Genomic DNA, 20,858 nt, shown 5'->3' on the forward strand with positions numbered 1-20,858 from the left:
TTGGAATAGAATACTATTCGGACTATTCACCACAGAGTTAAGTTTAGAGGGGTTGATACTGCTGAATAGTATGAGTGGCTCAGATAGTAAGAATAGCATAGATAGAACGAATAGCCCAAATAGCCCATATGATTCGGTACAGACCGATGGGAACTCTCGGGCTGTTTCGGTGTGTATGCTGAAGGGAGGCGTCGGCAAATCGACGATTGCGGTCAACCTCGCCCGACAACTGGCCGCACACGAACACGATGTCCTCCTCATCGATCTTGACCCGAACGGCCACGCGTCCGTGGGGCTGGGGTTTGACGACCAGTACCACAACACCGAGGAAACCATCGGCGACGTCTTCTTCAACGATGCTAACCCGACTTCAGTTGTCTACGATACCAGCTATGAGTTCGATATCCTCCCGTCCAGCGAGGACTTAGAACAGGTCGAGCGGGAGATCGTCGTCGGCGACGTATTCCAACCCTCTGCGCTGCTCAAACGGGAAGTCGTCGACCCACTCCTTGGGGACACGTACGATTATATCGTCACAGATTCGCCGGCGTACCGATCCCGACTCACGGACAACGCGCTCGTCGCGACGGCGAACTTGGTGCTTCCGCTCGCCCCGGGGAACGAGGCGATGGCCGGCTTGGAGCGAACCATCGAGCGACAGATCTCACCGCTTCGGCAGCATATGGACGTCGACGTTCTGTCACTGGTTCCGAACATGTTGAGCGGCCGTATCGACCAGCAGACTCAAGATCGACAGCTCCTCGAACGTCTCAACTCGCACGATAACCTTCAGGACCGCATCCCGAATTTCGCGAGAATCACGGACTGGGAGGCTGTCGACGCCGGCGATCTCAAACCCTCTCCGGGCATCCGGGACCGAACCAGCATCACGAAGGCCTATGGCGAGCGCAAACCCCTGCTGGACTACGACCCTGACTGTGACCAGTTGCAGTGTTTCGACGAGTTGGCGCACATCGTCGAGGCAGGTGAGGTGGTCCGCCATGTCTGACGACGATCCGTTTGCCGACCTCGGGGAGACACTCGAAGATGAACCGGACGACGAACCCCAGGATACGGATGACGCGTCTGAATCGGGAGGCGACGAGGAGACGCCCTCTCAGGAACCCGTCGAACGACGAAACCCGATGACCGATTCAGCGTTCAGCTATGAGGCCGCTAAACAGCGGCCTTTCTACGCCCGGGAGGCTACGATCGAGGACTTCGATTCCTGGCTGAAGTATGAACTGGAACGCGAGCTCAACCAGCAGGGCTACCAGAACATCGTCGTTCGAGAAATGACTGATGCCCTTCTCCGAACCGTTGTGGAGGAAGATCTCGTAGATGAAGTGGCCGAACGGTTCGAACAAGCCCGCGAGTCTGCTTCTTCAGAATCGACTGAATAGCGTACTATTCCAAAATAGAAAACTATTCTACAATACCCCAATAGCAACCTCAGAATAGTCTGATTCCGCCTCTATTCGGTGGACTCAGTTGAGACCGTCGGCTCACAGTAGTTGAGACTGGCATTCTCAATGCATACGCTCGCGTCTTCAGCAACACTACCAGCATGATGTGGGTGGTTGCGATTGATCCAGTGCATGGATCGACCCCCTGTGACTCCCAAGATGATGTTCGCGCCGTGGCTGCGGGTGTCACGCTTGAACCAGACGCTCACACCGCGTGGCCTACCACCTGCTTGGAAAACGGCTGATCGTGACGAAAGGCTGTGGTTTCGTCTAACGCGAGGGAAGGACAACCAAGCAAATTTGACCTGAGGGCGTCGTCTGTTTTCTATCAGGCGAGACACACTGGCACGGCACGACGCCCGACAATGCGATGACCCACATTGCCATCCAAGCGGTACAGGATGGAGAAGCTGCGACCTGGCTGGAGCACGTCATTGACGAGGAGTACAACCAAGCCGATAACTAGGATATCGAATCTTAGTGCAATAGTTAAACGCACTATCTGAATAGCATCAGACCTAATCCTCTATCTGTCCTCCTTTCGGATGATGACAACCGATTTCGGTGCTGAACTTGAGGGACAGGTCGCAATTGTTACCGGGGCATCGTCGGGCATCGGCGAAGCAACGGCTCAATCTCTCGCATCGCGGGGTGCGAGCGTCGTCCTTGCTGCGCGGCGCGAAGATCAACTCGAAGAACTCGCATCCAAGATAGAAGACGAAGACGGTGATGCACTCGTCGTTCCTACTGACGTCACAGATGACGAGGACATCGACAATCTTGTCGAGTCGACCACCGACAAATACGGTCGCATCGACATCCTCGTGAACAACGCGGGGTATATGCCACTGACACATATCGCGGATGCAGACCGTGAAACCCTCCAAACCACTATCGACGTCAATCTCCGGGGGCTCATCACCCTCACGCACGCCGTCATTCCGACGATGCTAGAACAAGAGAGCGGACACATCGTCAATATCTCCTCGGTCGCCGGCCGGTTCCTGATGGCAAACTCGTCGCACTACAATGCGGCGAAAGCCGGTGTGAAGATGTTTGGCGATGCACTCCGTCTGGATGTTGCGGCGGAGGGTATCAGAGTGGCGACAATCGAACCCGGGTCAGTTGCCACGGAACTCATGGAGGACATCCCCGACGAAGAACTCAAGCAGGAAATCGAAGAGTATGGTGCGTCGATGCGTCCACTCCGTCCCAAAGATATCGCTCGGACGATCACATTCGTCGCCACGCAACCAGACCACGTGGACATCAACGAGGTCCTGATCCGTCCACTCGATCAGGTCCAGCCCTAAACCCCGAACAGAGGTCGATAATGGGGAGATGAACGCCTTCGACAGAGCGAGTGTCATAGCGGCACACGAGACTACTGAATGAAAAAGCGCCTCAGAAAAATAACAGATAAGCCTGGCCAGCACGTACTCCCTTGATAATGACGATTACTGCTGAAATTCACCTCCGTTCACCGCTGTTGCCGCTCGTCAGCGTTGCCGAATTGGAACAGACTGACGGAGTACAATGCCCGCACGTGATCGGGCTGGAACAGGGCCTCCAACAGTTAGTTGTTGAGATTAATGCCGCTGAACCCCTCTCTGAGGAGACGCTCTTGGAACTCGATGACGTAATCGAAGCGACCAATCTCGGAACCGCGAGGGGAAAGGAGGTGTACAAGCTATCAGTCGTGCTTAGAGAGCTCATCGCGGAAGCGTTCAAGAATACCCCCGATGCGGGGCTTGTTGATGCAATACAGATCACCCCCGAGGGCTGGTACGAACAGAAAGTGTTCAAAGACTATCCCGCGTTTAACACGTTCAGGACGAGTTGTGAGGAACACGGCATCTCGGTCGAGATCGGCTCTATTACACAGGATTCCTCAACGTCCGAAGAATCGGCACCGTACGGATTGACGGAGCGACAGTACGAGGCACTGTCACTCGCTATGTCTCGTGGCTACTACGAACAGCCACGCCAGACGTCGGCGAGAGAACTCGCAGACGAGCTGGGGATCTCTCAACCCTCGTTGTCAGACCTTCTCGGCCGCGCTGAGCGCCAACTCATTACCGCGACACTTGGCCCCTCTCCCCGTCTGGAGATGCTTTCGCAGTAGGAGCTACTAACTCCAGCGCTTCGAGGGATATCCCTCTACTAATCATAATGTGCCGGAATCCCTTCTGGAACACCTCACGAGTTCCGTCGTTAGCGTCGATTCACGGAGGGTCAGACGAGAGGATCGGCAGCATCGAATCCGGGATCGAATCTATCGAGAGCATGAACAGTGAGTTTCCCATCACCTTTGAGCTCGTGAACGAGACCACTGCCTGATTGCTGTCTCCTCCTTCCAATCGCTGGCATGGTTAGAAATCGACACATCACCCATCGAATTCAGAACACGTTTAAATACCCTTTCTGTATAGCACCGAATCTAACTCGTTCTCTACCTTCCTTTCAGTTGATGTCAGCAGATTTCGATTCCAAACTTGATGGACAGGTGGCGATTGTGACTGGCGCGTCGTCCGGGATTGGAGAGGCCACGGCCACGGCCCTCGCTTCACGGGGGGCGAGCGTCGTTCTTGCCGCCCGCCGCAAGAATGAACTCGAAGCACTCGCCGATCAAATCGAATCGGCAGGCGGTGATTCACTCCCCGTTCCGACCGATATTACTGAAGAAGACGACATCGACGCACTTGTCGAAACGACTCTTGAGGAGTTCGACTCAATCGATGTCCTCGTGAACAACGCCGGGGTGATGTTGCTCGAACCCGTCGAACGAGCCGATCGTGAAAACTTCCGCCAGATGGTCGAAGTCAATCTGCTGGGACTGATGAACCTCACCCACGCCGCACTCCCAGTGATGCAGGAGCAGGGCGCTGGCCACATCGTTAACGTCTCTTCGACAGCCGGTCGGGACGCGAACGCGAATAACTCTGGCTACAGCGCGACGAAGTTCGGTGTCAACGCATTCTCTGAGTCTCTCCGGCAGGAAGTCACTACCGAGGGAATTCGAACGACAATCATCGAACCCGGCGCGGTTGAAACCGAGCTCCAAGAACACGTCCCTGACGAAGAAATTAAAGAACAGATTGAAGATGGCTTTCTCGACTCGATCACACCGCTCCAGAGCGAGGACATCGCAGATGCGATTGCGTACGCCGTGACCCGGCCTCAGCACATCAGTATCAATGAGATGCTCATCCGACCAACCGATCAACAGCTCTAACGATACCCGCAGATCGTGCGATCCACATTGGTGGCGATTCCTCAAACGTTTTCGCCGAGAAAGCTTGGCCTCGATCCGTGCAGGCATTTAAACACCCTTTCGAGATAGCATCGAATCTATGCGATACGAGCCCTGAATTGAGACTAGATTCAAAGTATGAAGGCAGCAACCTACCGAGGTCCAAGCGATGTCCGTATTGAAGAACATCCCACCCCCGAAATAGAGGAACCGACAGACGCAGTCATCCGAGTTACGCACACTGCGATCTGTGGGTCGGATCTCTGGTTCTACCGTGGCCAAGAGGACTACGAAGAAGGCGCGCCTGTCGGCCACGAACCGATGGGGATCGTTGAGGAGGTCGGCAAAGATGTCCGGTATGTTGAACCAGGCGACCGCGTGTTCGCTGGGTTCGCTATCAGTTGCGGCGAATGCGAGTTCTGTCGCAAAGGACTCCACACTGCGTGTCCGAACGGCGGTTTCTGGGACGGCCCGGGAGTTGGTGGCGCACAGGCAGAGAAACTCCGTGTCCCACAGGCGAACGGTACGCTCGTTCGCGTTCCAGACCGGTACGCAGACGATGAGGACACGCTCGAAGCACTTCTTCCACTGACGGACGTGATGGGGACGGGGCATCACGCCGCCGTCTGCGCGGACGTTGAGGCCGGCGACACGGCCGTCGTCATCGGTGATGGTGCAGTCGGGCTCTGTGCTGTCCTCGCCTCGAAACGGCTCGGCGCGGAGCGCGTCATCGCAGTCGGCCACCACGAGGACCGTCTCGAACTCGCCAAAGAGTTTGGCGCGACAGAGACCGTCTCCAGCCGCGGCGAAGAAGCCATCGAGGAGATCGAAGAGCTCACGTACGGCGGTGCGAATCACGTCCTCGAATGCGTCGGTGCGGAATCCTCGCTGGAGACTGCCGCGACCGTCGCCCGCCCTGGAGGGAGCATCGGCTACGTCGGCGTGCCCCACGTCGAAGACCCGGCGTTCCTCGAACCACTGTTCTTCAGCAACGCCTCGTTCACCGGTGGCCCCGCTCCTACCCGAGCGTACGCCGAGGAACTCATGGAGGATGTTCTTCAGGGCACTCTGGATCCGTCACCCATCTTCACGAAGACCGTTGATCTCGATGGCATCCCGGAGGGATACGAGGCGATGGACGAGCGAGAGGCGATCAAGGTTATGGTGAATCTCGACGAATAAAGTGCCACATCCTCTCTAACTCACAGATTATGAACGACCGGGAGTCAGATAGCTGATCTAACGCCACTACAACTAGGACCGAACCCGAGTATGCTTCCATCAATTTCGAGCAGATGTCAACAATGAACCAATGGCCAGAAGACGAACTGACCGAGATCGTGGAGTCTGATGACCTGCACATTGCACCGTTCCGTGAGGACGGCGAAACCTACGGCACACCAACGTGGATCTGGAGTGTCGCTGTAGAGGGCGATCTCTACGTGCGCGCCTATAACGGCCAGGATTCGAGCTGGTACCAGGCTGCCGTTCGGGAAAACGCTGGGCGGATCGAGGCGGCCGGGACGACGAAGGACGTCTCGTTTGAGTCGGTAGAGGACGAGGAACTGAACGACCGCATCGACGACGCCTACCGCACGAAGTACGAAGGCAGCCCGTACCTCGACTCGATGATCAGCGAGCGTGCCCGGTCCGCGACGGTCCGGGTCCGCCCGAGAGATATCTTCGATCGGATGAAAGCCGGTGAGCCGGTCCCACTAGACGACCCGGAGTATCCGAAGGTCTTCGAGGAAGTAGAGAGAACGATAGGCCTGACGAGGAAGCTGAATGCGGCGACAGACGTCGACGAAATACGGCACTACCTGGGGAAGATTATTCGGGAAGAAGTCGACGAGAGCACCACGATTTTTCCACCGTTTCACATCAACGTTGGAAAACACACCAGCCTAGGGCGTAACGTCTTTATCAATCACGCCTGCTCGTTTCTGGACTTGGGAGGTATCACCATCGAAGACGAGGTCCTGATCAGTGCGAACGTGAGTATTACATCCGAAAGTCACCCGGTGGAACCGGATCGTCGAAAGACGTTGGTGCCAAGGGAGGTCGTTGTCGAACGCAATGCGTGGATTGGTGCCGGGGCGACGATATTGCCCGACGTAACGATCGGTGAAAATTCGGTAGTAGCCGCCGGTGCCGTAGTAACGAAAGACGTGCCTGCCAACACCGTCGTCGCGGGAGTGCCGGCAGAAGTAGTTCGGAAACTGTAACGGAAATTCTGATAGTCGCTACGCGGGATCGGTCCCTGACTGCTGCGCATCTGCATCGCTGAACCAAAACCAATGAGGGGAACCCTATGACACGACCCGTCCTCGTCGCTGTCTCGTTCGCCTTTTTTGCGGCCGCACCGAACTCAAGATATCGAGGTCCGAGAGGTCGGAGCGCGCTCCACCCTGTCCCAACTCGAAGCACTCGCTGATCAGATCGAATCGGCAACACCAGTGAAGATGGTAGATCTTAGTCTCTCAACCTACTCGGCAGCAAGACGCTCTCACATTAAAGGTCGAAGATCGCGTCCATTTCAGTGGTAGTTAGCTCGAAGTCGAAGATGTCAATATTCTCCTCTTGGTGCTGCCGCTTCGAGGCTTTCGGTATGGCAGACACGTTCTCCTGCTGTATCAGCCAGCGACGCGCGACTTGTGCCGGGGACTTCCCGTACCGTTCGCCGATTCGAACCAGGGTCTCGTTTTCGAGCCTTCTCCCGACGGCCAACGGACTGTACGCGGTCAGCATTATGTTATTATCCACGCAGTGTTCCAAGAGTTGCGATTGGTCTGTGAATGGGTGATACTCGACCTGGTTCGTGACTATGGGCGTATCTGATGCTGCTTCGGCTTCGCGCAGTTGCCGAATGGAGAAATTGCTCACACCAATATGTCGGACGCGCCCCGCTTCTTGTAACTCATTCATCGCCCTGATCGACTCCTCGACTGGGACGCTCCGACTCGGTTCGTGAATCAGTAACAGATCGACAGACTCCATTTTGAGTCGATCCAAACTGTCCTCAAAAGAGTCATGGAGGTCGTCGTACGCGAGATTTCGACTGAGAGTTTTCGTCACCACGAATACCTCGTCGCGGGCGATGTCTGCTTTCTCGACGGCAGCTCCAACCGCGTCTTCATTCCCATACATTTGCGCCGTGCTTCGGAACACAGTGAAAATATTTAAATGAACTTTCAAGATAGCATCGGACTCAAGCAACTGACTGTCCTCAATTAGATCTGAACCATGGACGTTTCCAACGTTCCGTCCGCGGACAGGGAAGAATCGGACCACCCAGTGCAGGTCGGCTCGCCGCTGATTACGGACGGCCTCGAGAGTGCCTTCGACGGGACGACCGTCAGCGCCGCGGAAGTGACCTTCCGCCCGGGCGAGCGCACCAAGTTTCACGCCCACGCCGGCGTGCAGATTCTGTACGTTACTGGAGGTATCGGGATGGTCGGCAACCGCGAGGAAGAATGTGAAGTGTCGGAAGGCGATCTGGTTATCTTCGAACCCGGGGAGGAACACTGGCACGGGACGAGCGAGGATGCCGACAGCGAGTTCAGCCACGTCTATTTCCTCGCCGAACCCGACGAGGGCGAATTAGAGATTCAGGAGGTGCCCTAAATGGAGTACACGACCCTTGGATCCACCGGGATGGAGGTCTCGAAGATCTGTCTCGGTTGCATGAGCTTCGGATCGAACGCGCAAGAGGATTGGATCCTCGGAGAAGAAGGGGGCCGCGAGATCATCGAGCGAGCGATCGACCTCGGTATCAACTTCTTCGACACCGCCAACGTCTACTCCAGCGGCACGAGCGAACAGATCTTGGGGAACGTCCTTTCGGACTACGACCGGGACGAGCAGGTCGTCGCGACCAAAGTGCGGTTCCCGGGCGCGACGGACCACCGGAACGCGGCGGGACTGTCTCGGAAGACCATCGAGCAAGAACTCCAACACTCACTTGACAGGTTAGGGATGGATACCGTCGATCTATATCAAATCCATCGGTGGGACTACGACACGCCGATCGAGGAGACGCTACGAGCCCTTGACGACGCGGTCCGCCGCAATCAGGTCCGATACATTGGTGCCTCGTCTATGTGGACTCACCAGTTCCAGGAAGCGCTGCACACCAGTGACCGTCTCGCGCTCGAGCGGTTTCAGGCGATGCAGAACCACTACGCGCTGGCCTATCGGGAGGAAGAGCGCGAGATGTTGCCCCTCTGCGAGAAGGAGGGCATCGGGGTTATCCCGTGGTCGCCGCTCGCCCACGGTTACTTCACGCGTCCTCACGAGGAGATGGACGCGACCACACGCGGCGAGACCCACGACCCGCTCTACGACCATCCCTACCGAGAAGGTGGTGGCATCGAGATCAACGAGCGAGTGGAAGAACTCGCCGAGGAGAAAGGCGTGACGATGGCGCAGATCGCCCTGGCGTGGCACTTCCACAAGGACTGGGTGGATGCACCGATCGTCGGAACGACAAGCGTTGAGCACCTCGAACAAGCGGTCGAGGCGCTCGATATCGACCTGTCGGACTCGGATATCGAGTACCTCGAAGACCCTTACGAACCGGTCGAAGTTACCACGCACGAGTAACGGCCACCACAAATTGGGATCGAACGACATCAAGACGATTTGTCCGTTCTACAGCAGTTTTCCGAATGGGTTCCCAAAACAAGCGCTCATTACAGATCGAATATCGCTGCTCAGATGGTAAGCACACCCTCCTCGCGTCGCGCTGTCTTCCGGCGTATCGCTCAGACCTCCTTCTACGACTGGCCCGCCTATACGGATACCCCACTGTACGACTGTAGTTCGACAGGCGCGCTCGCCGAAGATGTTCGAACCCTCACAAGCGTGTGGTTCGACCACGATGCTCACGAGTCCATTGAGGAATTCGTCTGCCACTGGCCGCTTGCTTATGTCGAGTTCGACGCTCATGACTGCTACACTGGCCATACACGGTATGAGATGGAGCAGTTGTTCCGGGCGTTCCTGATCAAAGCCCTTCAGGGCTGGGCGCACGAAACCGCTCTCGTCACGCACCTCGAGAATCATCCTGACCTCCGTCAGCGATTGGACTTCCAGACAGTCCCCGACCAGTCGACGCTGTGGCGCAGCTGGAACAAGCGCTTCAGTGCCGACCTCCGTGAAACAGTCAAGAGAACGGCGCAGACGATCCTCATTAACGCACAGAATGCCGGTGTTGCGGTTCCCCGCGACCCGAAACAGAAGCTCCAGTACCATGACGGCGAGGCTGTTGAAACCGATCCGGACGACCAGACTGTTTTGGAAGACGCAGCGAAGATCAGTGATCACGTCAGCCGCGTCGTCTTCCCGGCATTCTCGCTGAACCGTGGCGAGGGCTGTGAGATCCACGAGAACGCCTACTGGGGGTTGCAGACGTTTCTCGGACTTCGCGATCGGCTAGCTGCCAACGAAGGAGCTCGCAGTTTCGTCTATGAATCGACTCGGGATCGGACACCGCTGGGACACGCCCATCGGGAGCACATCCGCGACCTCTCGATTGAAGAGGTTCGAGAGATGTACCGGCAGGCCATCACTCAGCTCCTGAACGAAGCTGGCGAAACAGAGCAATTCTGTCGAGCGGGGATCGTCGCGATCGACATTACCGAAGCTGCCCCCTTCACAGGCGATAGAACGGGCTACGAGGACGAGATCATCGGGACAAAGGAGAACACCAACGAGTATGCCTATCAGTGGGCGACGGTGCAGTTGGTCGGGAATGCCGTCCCGATCGTGCTGGACGCGCGCCCTGTCCGAAAGGGGGAGACACGACTGGAAATCGTTGAGGACTTGCTCGATTCGGCTGAGGACCTCGTCCATGTCGATAACGTCCTGATGGACCGGGAGTTCGATAGCCAGCACGTCTTGGAGATGATCAGCCAGCGCGGGCTCTCCTACGTCGTTCCCAAGCGGATGCAGACCAGCGAGAAAGCCCAGGTCAAGCGATTGCTTCGATGTGATCAAGACCGCTACGAGACCGATCGGAAGCTTCACCTCGGCAAGAACGAATGGCACGAGACGACGCTGATCTACCGTCGGAAAGAAGACTCCGAGCACGACGACCACCGGCAGTACTCGGTGTTCATGACGAATTGCGGGAGCGGTCACCTCACAGAGTACGGGTTTCGGTGGGAGACCGAGAGCGGATACAGGTCGATAAAGCGGTTCATGGCGGCGACGACGTCGAAGAATTTCGGGCTCCGATTCTTCTACTTCGCATTCGCGTGTCTTTTGTACTCGATTTGGCGAGCGGTCGATTTGCTCGTCCAAGTCGAGTTGACGGGTGAGTACAAACACTCACCCATTGTGACGGCCGACAATACGCTCACGCTGCTGAAGAAGGAAACCGGAATCGGATAGAGAGATACTCTGTCCGCGGCAATACGGATTCCTGAGTGGCAACACTGTCGGGGATCTTGAAAATTCACTGGTCTAGTTGGTAGTACGACACGAGAAGACTATCGAGAGTAGATCCGAAGCAGCTTCGTCTCGAAAATTCGCCCGAAACCACACATTACAGCCCCGCTAAACCCACTGTAGTCTCAACTTCCATCGGCTCACAGAAGTTGCGACCGGCGGTCTCAATGCATACGGTCATCACAGCGGAGTTCATAAATAGTATGAAGGCGTAGTTCCGGGTAGAGCAATGGCACAAATCACCGGCTCCTATCCAGACGACTTGGACCTCCTCATCGAGGGAGCAGTCGAGGCAGGTGTGTTTGGCGGTAAGAGCGATGCGCTGCGAGAGTTCGTGCGCGAGTACTTCGAAGACCACGAAAATGAGCGCATTGCGGCTGCGGTCGCCCTCTACGAACGCGAGCGGATCACACTCGGTGATGCTGCGAGACTTGCTGATGTCGACCGCTGGACGATGCGGGATATCCTCCGTGAGCACGGCGTTGAGCTCCGCCTCGGACTCGTTGACGAAGACGACGCAGCCTACGAGGTCGAGGCAGCGAGCGAACTCGAATTCGATGATGACGACCCGGACGACGAGGAGTCACATGCGAAATGACAGGTGACGATATTCCAGCGAACCCGAGCGTACTTGACACGACTGTCCTTTCGAATTTTGCGTATATCGACCAGCTGTGCGTGGTTGCAGGGCTCTCCGGGATCTGTACGGTACCGGTCGTTCGCGAGGAACTCGAAGATGGTGTCGACGATCACCCATATCTTCAGTCGGCACTCGATACACTTGAGGAGGAAATTCCAATCGCGACGATCTCGAAAACTGTCGCAAACAGAGAGGCGGTCGTCAGTGGACATCTTGATCCAGGTGAGGCACAGGCGTTCGCCTTTGCAGACGCACAGGACGGCCGACTGCTGACCGACGACGGGGATGCACGGTCGTTTGCCAAAGAACAGGGCGTGACCGTTGTCGGCTCGGTCGGTGTGCTCTTTGCTGCTATCGATGCTGGAAAGATAAACGAATCGACCGCTGATGAGTGGCTGTCGACGTGGATCGATGAGATCGGGTACTACGTTCCATACCGGTCGATTTCGGAATACTGGTGAGCTACGCTTATATCTAAGTGTAATGAAATCCCCATCGCCTATCCTAGTAGCGATCCCGAATATTTTTCCTCCCAAAGAATTCACCATAACGTTGTGTGAGGTGCTCTCAAACAGATTTCCGGGCGCTCTAAGAGACCAAAATCTACGTGAATGCTTTTATATTCTCATGTATAACCGGCGATATGGCTATCGTCGCAGAAATCCTTCTCGGAGGGCATTCATTTCCGCTGGTTGGAGTCGCAAATGAAATCCCCAGTGGTAGAATTTCGGTCTCGAAGCTGAGTTTACGATCAGATGACGAACTACTGTTCATCGTCAGTGTTGACTCCCAGTCTCGCACGGTCTTCGAGCAAGAATTACGCACGCAACCTGAGATAACTGATGTTGTTCAGATCGGGGAGGCAGCAGACGATTGGTTCTACAAAGTAATTGCTATCTTCAACTCTGGTCTTGATGCGTCATATGAATTTGAAAAACACGAGGGTGTAATGATGGATGGGACCATTACCAGCGACGGATTTCGAAAAGAGAAAGTGTTCTCAGACTATGAAGCACTACAGACACTTCGAGACCGGTGCGATGTTCTTGGTATCCCATTTGAGTTGTTGAGGATCGCCGTCGATCCCGAGAACCCAGGAGAGCGTGATACATTCGGGCTCACCGATAAACAGTACCGAGCGATGTCCCTTGCCTTCGCTCACGGGTACTACGACTCCCCACGGCAGATGACGACACAGGAACTCGCTGAGGAACTCGGAATATCTGCTGCATCCGCATCTGATCTTCTGAGGCGGGCAGAAAATCAACTCATCAGTCAGACTCTCGGACCAACCATATCTTAAGTACCCTTGTATATAAGCATAAAATTCTCTCTCTTTACGTCTCTATTAGGAAGTGATGCCATCACTGACTGACCAAGTTGCGATTATTACTGGCGCATCTTCGGGGATCGGCGAAGCAACAGCAGTGGAGTTAGCTGAAGAGGGTGCCTCAGTCGTTCTTGCAGCCCGCCGTGAAGAGCGATTAGAGACTGTCGCAGATCGCATCAAATCAAACGGTGGTGATGCACTCGTCGCACCCACGGATATCACTGATGACGGGGATATCGTCTCTCTTGTTGAAACTGTTCAGGACGAGTTTGGCCGAATCGACATTATCGTCAATAATGCTGGGTTTGGGCTCTATGGGAGTGTTGAAGAGACCCCTCTCGAAGACGCACGATATCAACTTGAAGTCAATCTATTCGGCCAGGCTCGCCTCACCCAGCTTGTCATCCCCGGTATGCGCGAGCGAGGATACGGCAAAATCATTAATATCAGTAGTAGTGGCGGGAAGGTTTGGGCACCACTAGGTGCGTGGTACCATGCCTCGAAACATGCGGTAGAAGGCTTCAGCGACTGCTTACGCTACGAACTTGATCCACATGGTATCGACGTAGTCATAATTGAACCCGGCGCTATTGATACAGAATGGGGGGAGATTGCGGTTGAAAACCTACGAGAATATAGTGCGGATGGGCCATACGCCGAGTTGGCCGAGTCATATATTGAGGCAACTCAAGACGTGGACTTCAGTAGTGAGCCGGAAGCTGTCGCTAACACTATCACAGATGCAGTCCGTTCAAATAGCCCGAAGAATCGCTATACGGTGGGTATTGACGCAAAGCTAATGATCCCCCTCCGTAGGTTTGGTGGAGATCGCCTCTACGATCGGATTATCGACTACCAGTTCTGAACGATATCTGGTATAAAATCCTGTGAATATTCCTTCAGCTTTGTAGAATGGCATTGTCTTGTAAGTCCCGACGTAGGGTATTTAGAGAGATTGCATCACAGTCATACGTTAATTGGCTGGTATATGATTCTACTCCGCTGTACGATCGCACGTCTCTCTATGCACTGGAATCGGATATTCGTGTCGTTGCAGAAACATGGTTCAAACAGGACGAACACAAGGCAGTCGAACCGTTCGTTCACTCATTGCCACTCGCATACATCCGGTTCGATGCCCACGACCGATACGCAGGTCCGACGACCTATGAGATGGAGATACTGTTTCGGCTGTTCCTGCTGAAAGAATGCTACGGCTGGGACCACGAAACTGACCTCATCGAGTACCTCACCCAACACCCTGATTTCTGCGAACAGATAGGCTTGGAGTCGGTGCCGAACCAGTCGACACTGTGGCGCAGCTGGCACCATCGCTTCACTACTGATCTCCAAGACACCGTCAAGACCGCGGCTCGAACAACCCTCACCAAAGCGCAGAACGCGGGTGTCGCTGTTCCACGAGAGCCAGAACGACAGAGCCGCAGTCGCGGTGACGAGAATGAGGAATCAGACCCCGATAACCAGACAGTATTAGAGCAAGCAGAGACAGTCACTGAGCAGGTGAGTCGCGTCGCCCTCCCCGCGTTCTCACTGGACCGTGGTGAGGGGTGTGAGATCCACGAAAACGCCTACTGGGGCCTCCAGACCTATCTGGGCCTCCGTGAGAATCTCGCCGTCAACGAGGGCGCTCGGAGCTTCATCCATGAATCCTCTCGAGACCGGACGCCGCTCGGTCATGCTCATCGCGAGCATGTACGCGGCCTCTCAATCGAACAGATTCGAGAGATGTACCGGCAAGCCGTTGGCCGACTGCTGGACAAGGTAGCAGAGACTGAGGAGTTCTTCCGGGCCGGCATCGTTGCCATCGACATTACTGAATCTGACCCCTTCACCGGAGATCGAGCCGGGCACGAAGACGAAATCATCGGAACCAAAGAGAAGACCGACCAATACGCCTACCAGTGGGCCACCATCCAGCTGGTCGGGAACGCTGTTCCAATCGTATTAGATGCGCGCCCAGTTCGGAAAGGGGACACGCGCAAGGAAATCGTCGAGGACCTCTTGGACTCGGCTGAGGCAGTTGTTCACGTCGATAATGTGCTGATGGATCGGGAGTTCGATAGCCAGCACATCCTGGAGATGCTGAGTCAGCGCAGCCTCTCTTACGTAGTCCCCAAGCGGATGCAGACCAGCGAGAAAGCCCAGGCTAAGCGACTACTCAAACGGGGGAAGGACAGGTATGAGACCGACCGGAAGCTACATCTCGGCAACAACGAGTGGCACTTGACGACGTTGATCTACCGCCGGAAAGAGAATTCCGAACACGACGATCACAGACAGTACTCGGTGTTCATGACGAACCGAGGCAGTGGCCTTCTCACTGAGTACGGCTACCGGTGGGAAATCGAAAGCGGCTACAAATCGATCAAGCGGTTCATGGCCGCCACAACGTCGAAGCATTTCGGACTCCGGTTCTTCTACTTCGCGTTCGCGTGTCTCCTGTACTCGATCTGGCGAGCGGTGGACCTGCTTGTACAGGTCGAATTGACTGATGAATACGACCACTCGCCAATTGTGACAGCCGACAACACGCTGACGCTGGTGAAGAAGGAAACGGGAATCGGATAGTGAGGGTACTCTCTCCGTGGTAGCGCGTCGTCTGAGTGGCTACACTATCCGGAGTCTCGGGAATCTCCTGGATTAGTTGCCTGAGAAACAAGAACGGCCGTTCAGAAAGCGATCTGAAGCAGATTCCGCTTGTCGATTCTGCCGAAACAACGCATCACAGGCCCGCTAAACCCGGTGTAGTCTCAACTTGCACATTCTTCGCGTCCTTTTAAGGCTACAAATGAAACTGGAAATTCTGGGAGCTGGTGAGTCCACAATCGGCGCGAACACAGAACAGGATCGACTTACCGACTGACTATTGATTGAACTACTGACAGACACCACGAAAACACGCGAAAATGAACAGCGCAGCCGCTACCGAATCAGTAGACCCGGAGTGAGAAAAGCGTTACCCGAACTCCCGTAGGAAGTCGCCTAACGCCCGCACGAACGTCTTCGCCGTAATCACTGGCGGCGACCGAATCGGCTCATCGAGTGCGACCTTGATCAGATAGTCCGTCAGCCGCCACAGATTATAGATCAACGTCGACAGCGCGAAGTTACACAACCGAAGTCGGTAGTCCGTCGACGATGTTTTCGGCAGGAAGTCCTTGATCGACTTGTACTGGTTCTCGATGTCCCACCGCCGACTGTACCCGTTCACCACGCTCGCAATCTCCTCCGGCTCGATGTGGTCCTTGTTGGTCACGAACACCGCGTACTTCCCGTCAGCATCATCGCTCGTACTCGGCGTGTAGAGGAACTCCGCCTTGTGATGGACGTCGCCGTCGATCCCCAACGGCACATCGTGTTTGACGGCCTTGTCCGCCGTCGGATGCTTTTGGATATCCTGAATCGCCGCCAAGTCATCTTCGTACGTCGGTACTGGGGAGAGATACGTGAGCCCACGCTCGTCAACGTTGGCGTACACGCGATTGGCGTAGAATCCTCGGTCGAACATCACCATGTCCAGGTCGACGAACTGCTCTGCTCGGTCGAGTAATCGACTCACCAGGTCAGCTTTCGAGTACGACGGCGAACCGTCGGGCTCCCACGCAGAATCCTCTTTGACCGGCTCGATGCCGAGGACGATTGGTGCGTGATCCCCTACTAAGGTGATGGTGGCGTACTTGTAGCCGCGTTTGTACTCGCCGTCCTTCTTGTAGCCACTCACCATCTTCGGATAGTCCGGCTTCGCGACACCTGCTTCCTTGTCCTCCCACGGCCAGACGTGGAACTGCTCGTGCGTGATATCGATGGCTGCAACGGTCTCCCGTGAGTCGAAGGGATCGTCGCCACGAATCGAGTTGATGATGTTCTCGGTGGCGGCGTTGAACGCCGTCATAATCGCGTCCCGAATCCGGTCGATCTCGGGCATCGAATCATCATCCTCGAACTCCGCGAACGTGAGCTGGTCGTCCGAGTCTTCGGGTGTCGCGATTTTCTTGATTGCCCGCAGGAACGTTGAATCGTCGCAGGTGAGGTCGTCGTCGGTGAGCCAGCCGTACTCGGCTTCCGAATGAGCACTCCCGTTGTTCGCGCAGATACTCGCGAACATATCCAGGATTACCTCGTCGGAGTACGTCTTGTGGGCCGCTCGGTGCGTGTCGAACTCGGGGATAACGTGTTTGCGAGCGAGCGTCAGCGTCTTCTGGGCCTTCTCCTTCTTGTACTCGCTCGTACTCTGTGACTCCTCTTCCTCGGTTTCAGTTGGGACGGACGGCACGAGAGCTTCTGTGAGAACGTCGTTATCGAGCGCGACTTGCCGGACGCCAGCCACAGTCCGGTTGAGGACTTCTTGGGTGTCCTCGCTGAATTTCCCGTGCGTGTACGAGAGTTGCTGTTGGGTCGGCGTCTTCTCGAGGTCAGTAATATCGAAGTGGAAGCTCTTGACAAGACTTGGCTCGCGTCCGAGTCGTTGCGCTAATTCGTTCTGTGAGATCCCGCGAATGCCTTTGAATAGGAGGGTGCGAAACATTTCGTCGGTCTCGAAATCGGCCTTGTTCTGGTCACGGGCGTCCTCGAGATCGTTAACTGGAATCGAAAGCTGGCGAATGACATCCCAGAGGTGGTCTTCACGCTCACAGAGCGTCTCCGCGTGAACGACGATTGACTCAGCGACCGCCGCCGGATCACTCGTCATTATCCCGCCTCCGAGCCGCCCTACTGCACTGGTGGCGTGACGCTAGCCGGATTGTGGAGTGGTTCAAACGTAGTGTGGTTCCGCTGGACTGGCAAAAATCGGTATAGATTAGAGTAGGATTAGGGCCAGTCATTAGCGTCGGCTGTCTGTCTGGAACTTGTGAGTGCGGATGTATGAAGGGGTGTGCGTGCTGTAGTTGAAGAATTGGTTGTGGCTGAAATACGGTATAGTCCAAATATCGGTGTGAGTTATCTATTGGTTGGATTTATAGTGCGTGGTGGCGAATGCGTGGATACGATGGGATTAGACGACCTAGAGGGTTTTCTCCGGCAGAAGGGCGCACCGGAACTCGTCACGGAGATCGGGACAGGAACAGCGACGTTTAACACACTCGTCGACGCGGTTGCAGTGAGTTCCTCAACAGTGTCCTCACGGTTATCCGAGGGCGTTGAGCGCGATATTTTCACTGTGAGTCATAGGCCGACTAAACATGGAACCGAAAAGCGGTACGAGCTCACGGTGCTTGGACGGCGGATCTATGATTGGGCAGAACAGACGGAGTTCGAGCGGAAGGTTCGAGAATTGCGTCGGCTGCGTCACGAGCGTGATACGTCGTTCGAGCAGCTGATCGGGAAGCTCAATCGAGATATGGAAATCCGCAAGATGGTCGCGGATTCAGGCCCCTTGGAGGGTGAGGATGTTGAGCTGCCGAAGGGCGCATCGCTTGTGCAGAACGAGCCGTCAGAGGAAGCACTCCGTGAAGCCAAACTTGAGCGCATGGAAGAATCACTTGAGCCCATTGCGGACGATCAAGCTGAGGGTAGTAGTGAGTGAAGACGAATTCCTGAACGCTAAGTACAGCGAATGTGCTGAACGCGCTTCTCGGCCACCCTAAGACCCATACATGTTGAGTGGAGTGACCTACAGTGTGCGGTCTACACTACTCCAGAGTGGATTGCTTCTCGGCGAAGCACAAGCCGAGATGTTGCTGCTGTTACTCACGGCTGGTATTCTCCTCGTAGCGGTTCCGACAGTCGGTATCTACCGCGAAGCGACCCGGCATAGCAATCACCCGTACGTGTGGACTGGCGGAATGTTCCTGCTGGCTATCGTCGCTCCCGTAATCGGGCCGGTAGCCCTTTGGCTACTGTATACAGGCGTTGAGGTCAACGGATAACACCCCCAAGCACTGTTCAGTTCACAATCCTACCTACAGCTGTTTCAGTGAAAAAGATGCCGAACCGATTTTATTTAAACAGAATTCCACATAAACTCTTTGCTTGTTCTCATTAGATCTCAACTATAAGAAGATAAACTAATATGTGGGAAATAATTATTTTTGCATGCCAGAAGACAACCAGCAAGATAACGGACGGAACCGCCGGACGTTCCTCAAACACACCGCAAGCGCATTAACCGCACTCGGACTCGCAACCCAAACCACTACGGCATCCGCTGGCGGTGAACCACCGGCTCCAGGTACCGCAACTGTCGACAACGAACAGAACCAACCTATCAATGCGGAGGGCGTTCTGACTGCGGTCTGGGAACGCATCGATGACGAGACGTTCGAAGTTCAGACGCGGTTCAAGAGTACGGATCTCGAGGAACGGTATGGGATTCCAGTCCTCGTCTACGAACCAGACCAGTACTATGCGAGAACGCTCCCTGAGGAAATTCGCGACGGTGAACAGAGACGGTTCCAGAAGCGCACTACCCAAGTCATTGGAACGACTGCTGAACACGCAGCAGCAGAACGCAAAATTCTTCGGAAAGCCGACCCCGCGTCACAGATTTCGGTTGCCTCGGCAGAGCAGCCTGACTGGGAGAATGATGTCCCGCTGTATCACTACAAGACCGCAGAGAAAGCGGAAAATATGCAGTCTCGGAAGGCACCAATCAACGTCGTCTTTGACTGGTGTAGTTCTGAGGTAGTGGCGAACGACATGAAGAATGGAGTCCATGGTGGGAAGTGGATTCAGCAACTACCCCTCCCGAAGACGAACCGCTATATCAACGATAGTGGAAATGTGAAGAGCCAGAACGCTCATGTGATGAATTCAGTTGGGGCATGTCCGTCCACCCAGTTCCACATGCGACTGTACGATATCGGGCTCCAGAATGCCCACGCCGTCGGACAGGCGCACAAGGACCCCTGTAATCACAATCAGGGAATCACTATTGACGAATGGAAGTTCGCGCTGTCTCGTGGGAACGTTGTTGACTGGTGGTCTGGTTATAGCACGCCCGTCAGTACTGAAGTCGTCGACGTCGGAAACAACGACCCGAACTGGGACACTCATGATGGCAAAATCGGATACATTTATGCCGATAGCTAGTAATTTGTAAAATAATGCCCTCCCTGAACAGCCGTCTTACCTTCGCAGTTGCCGGAGGAGTGTTGAATACTGTACTTCTCAACTGGTGGCTCATCTCCATTTTAGGTGGAAGTGGTCCTGGCCCCCAAACTACCATTGCCACCCAGATTGGGGCGTGGTCGTACTGGATCATTGGCCCGTTCCTCCTTGGGGCTATCCCGATCTATCTCTACTTCGAGTACCATCTAGTCACCGCTCCCCTACTGACAATTCTGCTCTCTGGGTACTGCTTTGCAGACAGACTACCGGGAGGTTCGATGGAAGACTTCACAGCATTCTATTTCGGTGTCTGGCCGTTCTTCCTCGCTGTTATCGGGGTGATAGCCGCCGCCGAATACTACGTTCGAATGCGGTGATACCTGAAGACAATGCCGGACGACACTGAAGTTGTGAACGCTGTTCAAGAACTCGAGTAGCCTCATTTCGCACTCATCTGTCGTGAGCGGCAGTACAATTTTGATTTGCAGGACGTGCCATATATCGTCTGGTTGGTGGTTTGTAGGAATCCAAACGCCGAATCTGTGAGACCGCCGGCTCAGTTTTGATATAGCGATATATAGTTTATAAATTCGGTTTCTTGGCTATTAACACTACTACCGCCAGAATTCGGAACTTTAGGCAAATAAGCGT

Annotated in this window: 20 protein-coding genes and 1 pseudogene; 19 read left to right on the forward strand and 2 right to left on the reverse strand. The window is 55.1% G+C overall.

Annotation, left to right across the window (positions count from 1 at the left end; genetic code table 11):
* Positions 1-70 precede the first annotated feature (70 nt).
* From HHUB_RS15330 to HHUB_RS17460, 8 genes and pseudogenes are all read left to right on the forward strand, one after another.
* A complete protein-coding gene (locus HHUB_RS15330; RefSeq protein WP_082687311.1) occupies positions 71-1,009 on the forward strand; it encodes a ParA family protein in 939 nt (312 codons plus the stop codon).
* The gene (locus HHUB_RS15335) at positions 1,002-1,403 is read left to right on the forward strand and encodes a hypothetical protein (RefSeq protein ID WP_059059108.1); all 402 of its coding nucleotides are present in this window, start codon (positions 1,002-1,004) and stop codon (positions 1,401-1,403) included. The genes HHUB_RS15330 and HHUB_RS15335 overlap by 8 nt, the downstream gene beginning before the upstream one ends.
* Before the next feature lie 611 nt (positions 1,404-2,014).
* Positions 2,015-2,779 (forward strand): SDR family oxidoreductase, encoded by a 765-nt coding sequence (locus HHUB_RS15340; protein WP_059059052.1) that lies wholly within the window; start codon positions 2,015-2,017, stop codon positions 2,777-2,779.
* 137 nt (positions 2,780-2,916) lie between these two features.
* Positions 2,917-3,591 (forward strand): helix-turn-helix domain-containing protein, encoded by a 675-nt coding sequence (locus HHUB_RS15345; RefSeq protein ID WP_059059054.1) that lies wholly within the window; start codon positions 2,917-2,919, stop codon positions 3,589-3,591.
* 345 nt (positions 3,592-3,936) lie between these two features.
* The gene (locus HHUB_RS15350; protein ID WP_059059056.1) at positions 3,937-4,701 is read left to right on the forward strand and encodes an SDR family NAD(P)-dependent oxidoreductase; all 765 of its coding nucleotides are present in this window, start codon (positions 3,937-3,939) and stop codon (positions 4,699-4,701) included.
* Between the two features lie 156 nt (positions 4,702-4,857).
* A complete protein-coding gene (locus tag HHUB_RS15355; RefSeq protein ID WP_059059058.1) occupies positions 4,858-5,901 on the forward strand; it encodes a zinc-dependent alcohol dehydrogenase family protein in 1,044 nt (347 codons plus the stop codon).
* A 122-nt stretch (positions 5,902-6,023) separates the two neighbouring features.
* A pseudogene (locus HHUB_RS17455) lies at positions 6,024-6,398 on the forward strand (DUF2255 family protein); the annotation flags it as partial.
* A 12-nt stretch (positions 6,399-6,410) separates the two neighbouring features.
* Positions 6,411-6,944, forward strand: a complete 534-nt coding sequence (locus HHUB_RS17460) for a DapH/DapD/GlmU-related protein (RefSeq protein ID WP_238324120.1) — start codon at positions 6,411-6,413, stop codon at positions 6,942-6,944.
* Positions 6,945-7,230: 286 nt separating this feature from the next.
* Here the strand turns inward: HHUB_RS17460 and HHUB_RS15365 are convergent, their stop codons facing one another.
* Positions 7,231-8,010 carry an aldo/keto reductase gene (locus tag HHUB_RS15365; protein ID WP_337589479.1) on the reverse strand — a complete coding sequence of 260 codons (780 nt, stop codon included), beginning with the start codon at positions 8,008-8,010 and terminating at the stop codon, positions 7,231-7,233.
* Between HHUB_RS15365 and HHUB_RS15370 the strand changes: the two genes are divergently transcribed.
* The 8 genes from HHUB_RS15370 (at position 7,963) to HHUB_RS15395 (ending at position 15,728) form a co-directional block, all read left to right on the forward strand.
* Complete coding sequence (locus HHUB_RS15370) at positions 7,963-8,343, forward strand: cupin domain-containing protein (protein WP_059059063.1); 381 nt, start codon at positions 7,963-7,965, stop codon at positions 8,341-8,343. The two genes, HHUB_RS15365 and HHUB_RS15370, sit on opposite strands and share 48 nt — an antisense overlap.
* The gene (locus HHUB_RS15375) at positions 8,344-9,321 is read left to right on the forward strand and encodes an aldo/keto reductase (RefSeq protein ID WP_059059065.1); all 978 of its coding nucleotides are present in this window, start codon (positions 8,344-8,346) and stop codon (positions 9,319-9,321) included.
* 114 nt (positions 9,322-9,435) lie between these two features.
* A complete protein-coding gene (locus HHUB_RS15380; RefSeq protein WP_059059067.1) occupies positions 9,436-11,112 on the forward strand; it encodes a transposase in 1,677 nt (558 codons plus the stop codon).
* A gap of 286 nt (positions 11,113-11,398) precedes the next feature.
* On the forward strand, positions 11,399-11,767 hold the full coding sequence (locus HHUB_RS15385) for a UPF0175 family protein (protein ID WP_059059069.1): 369 nt from the start codon (positions 11,399-11,401) through the stop codon (positions 11,765-11,767).
* Positions 11,764-12,270: a hypothetical protein gene (locus HHUB_RS15390; RefSeq protein ID WP_059059071.1), complete on the forward strand. Its 507-nt coding sequence runs from the start codon at positions 11,764-11,766 to the stop codon at positions 12,268-12,270. Before HHUB_RS15385 ends, HHUB_RS15390 begins: the two co-directional genes overlap by 4 nt.
* A 182-nt stretch (positions 12,271-12,452) precedes the next feature.
* The gene (locus HHUB_RS16350; RefSeq protein WP_082687312.1) at positions 12,453-13,112 is read left to right on the forward strand and encodes a helix-turn-helix domain-containing protein; all 660 of its coding nucleotides are present in this window, start codon (positions 12,453-12,455) and stop codon (positions 13,110-13,112) included.
* 55 nt (positions 13,113-13,167) lie between these two features.
* Positions 13,168-14,004 (forward strand): oxidoreductase, encoded by an 837-nt coding sequence (locus tag HHUB_RS16355; RefSeq protein WP_197570667.1) that lies wholly within the window; start codon positions 13,168-13,170, stop codon positions 14,002-14,004.
* A gap of 47 nt (positions 14,005-14,051) precedes the next feature.
* Positions 14,052-15,728 (forward strand): transposase, encoded by a 1,677-nt coding sequence (locus HHUB_RS15395; RefSeq protein ID WP_059059073.1) that lies wholly within the window; start codon positions 14,052-14,054, stop codon positions 15,726-15,728.
* 388 nt (positions 15,729-16,116) lie between these two features.
* On the opposite strand, the gene HHUB_RS15400 is transcribed toward HHUB_RS15395, so the two are convergent.
* Complete coding sequence (locus HHUB_RS15400; RefSeq protein ID WP_059059074.1) at positions 16,117-17,850, reverse strand: transposase; 1,734 nt, start codon at positions 17,848-17,850, stop codon at positions 16,117-16,119.
* Positions 17,851-18,147: 297 nt separating this feature from the next.
* Here HHUB_RS15400 and HHUB_RS15405 point away from each other — a divergent pair, with 297 nt between their 5' ends.
* From HHUB_RS15405 to HHUB_RS15420, 3 genes are all read left to right on the forward strand, one after another.
* The gene (locus tag HHUB_RS15405; protein WP_059059076.1) at positions 18,148-18,684 is read left to right on the forward strand and encodes a hypothetical protein; all 537 of its coding nucleotides are present in this window, start codon (positions 18,148-18,150) and stop codon (positions 18,682-18,684) included.
* 509 nt (positions 18,685-19,193) lie between these two features.
* Entirely contained in the window at positions 19,194-20,189 is a 996-nt protein-coding gene (locus tag HHUB_RS16910; protein ID WP_157534033.1) for a hypothetical protein, read from the forward strand.
* Positions 20,190-20,203: 14 nt separating this feature from the next.
* A complete protein-coding gene (locus HHUB_RS15420; RefSeq protein ID WP_059059082.1) occupies positions 20,204-20,584 on the forward strand; it encodes a hypothetical protein in 381 nt (126 codons plus the stop codon).
* The last annotated feature ends 274 nt before the right edge of the window (positions 20,585-20,858 follow it).

The organism is Halobacterium hubeiense, assembly GCF_001488575.1.
Classification (GTDB): Archaea; Halobacteriota; Halobacteria; order Halobacteriales; family Halobacteriaceae; genus Halobacterium; species Halobacterium hubeiense.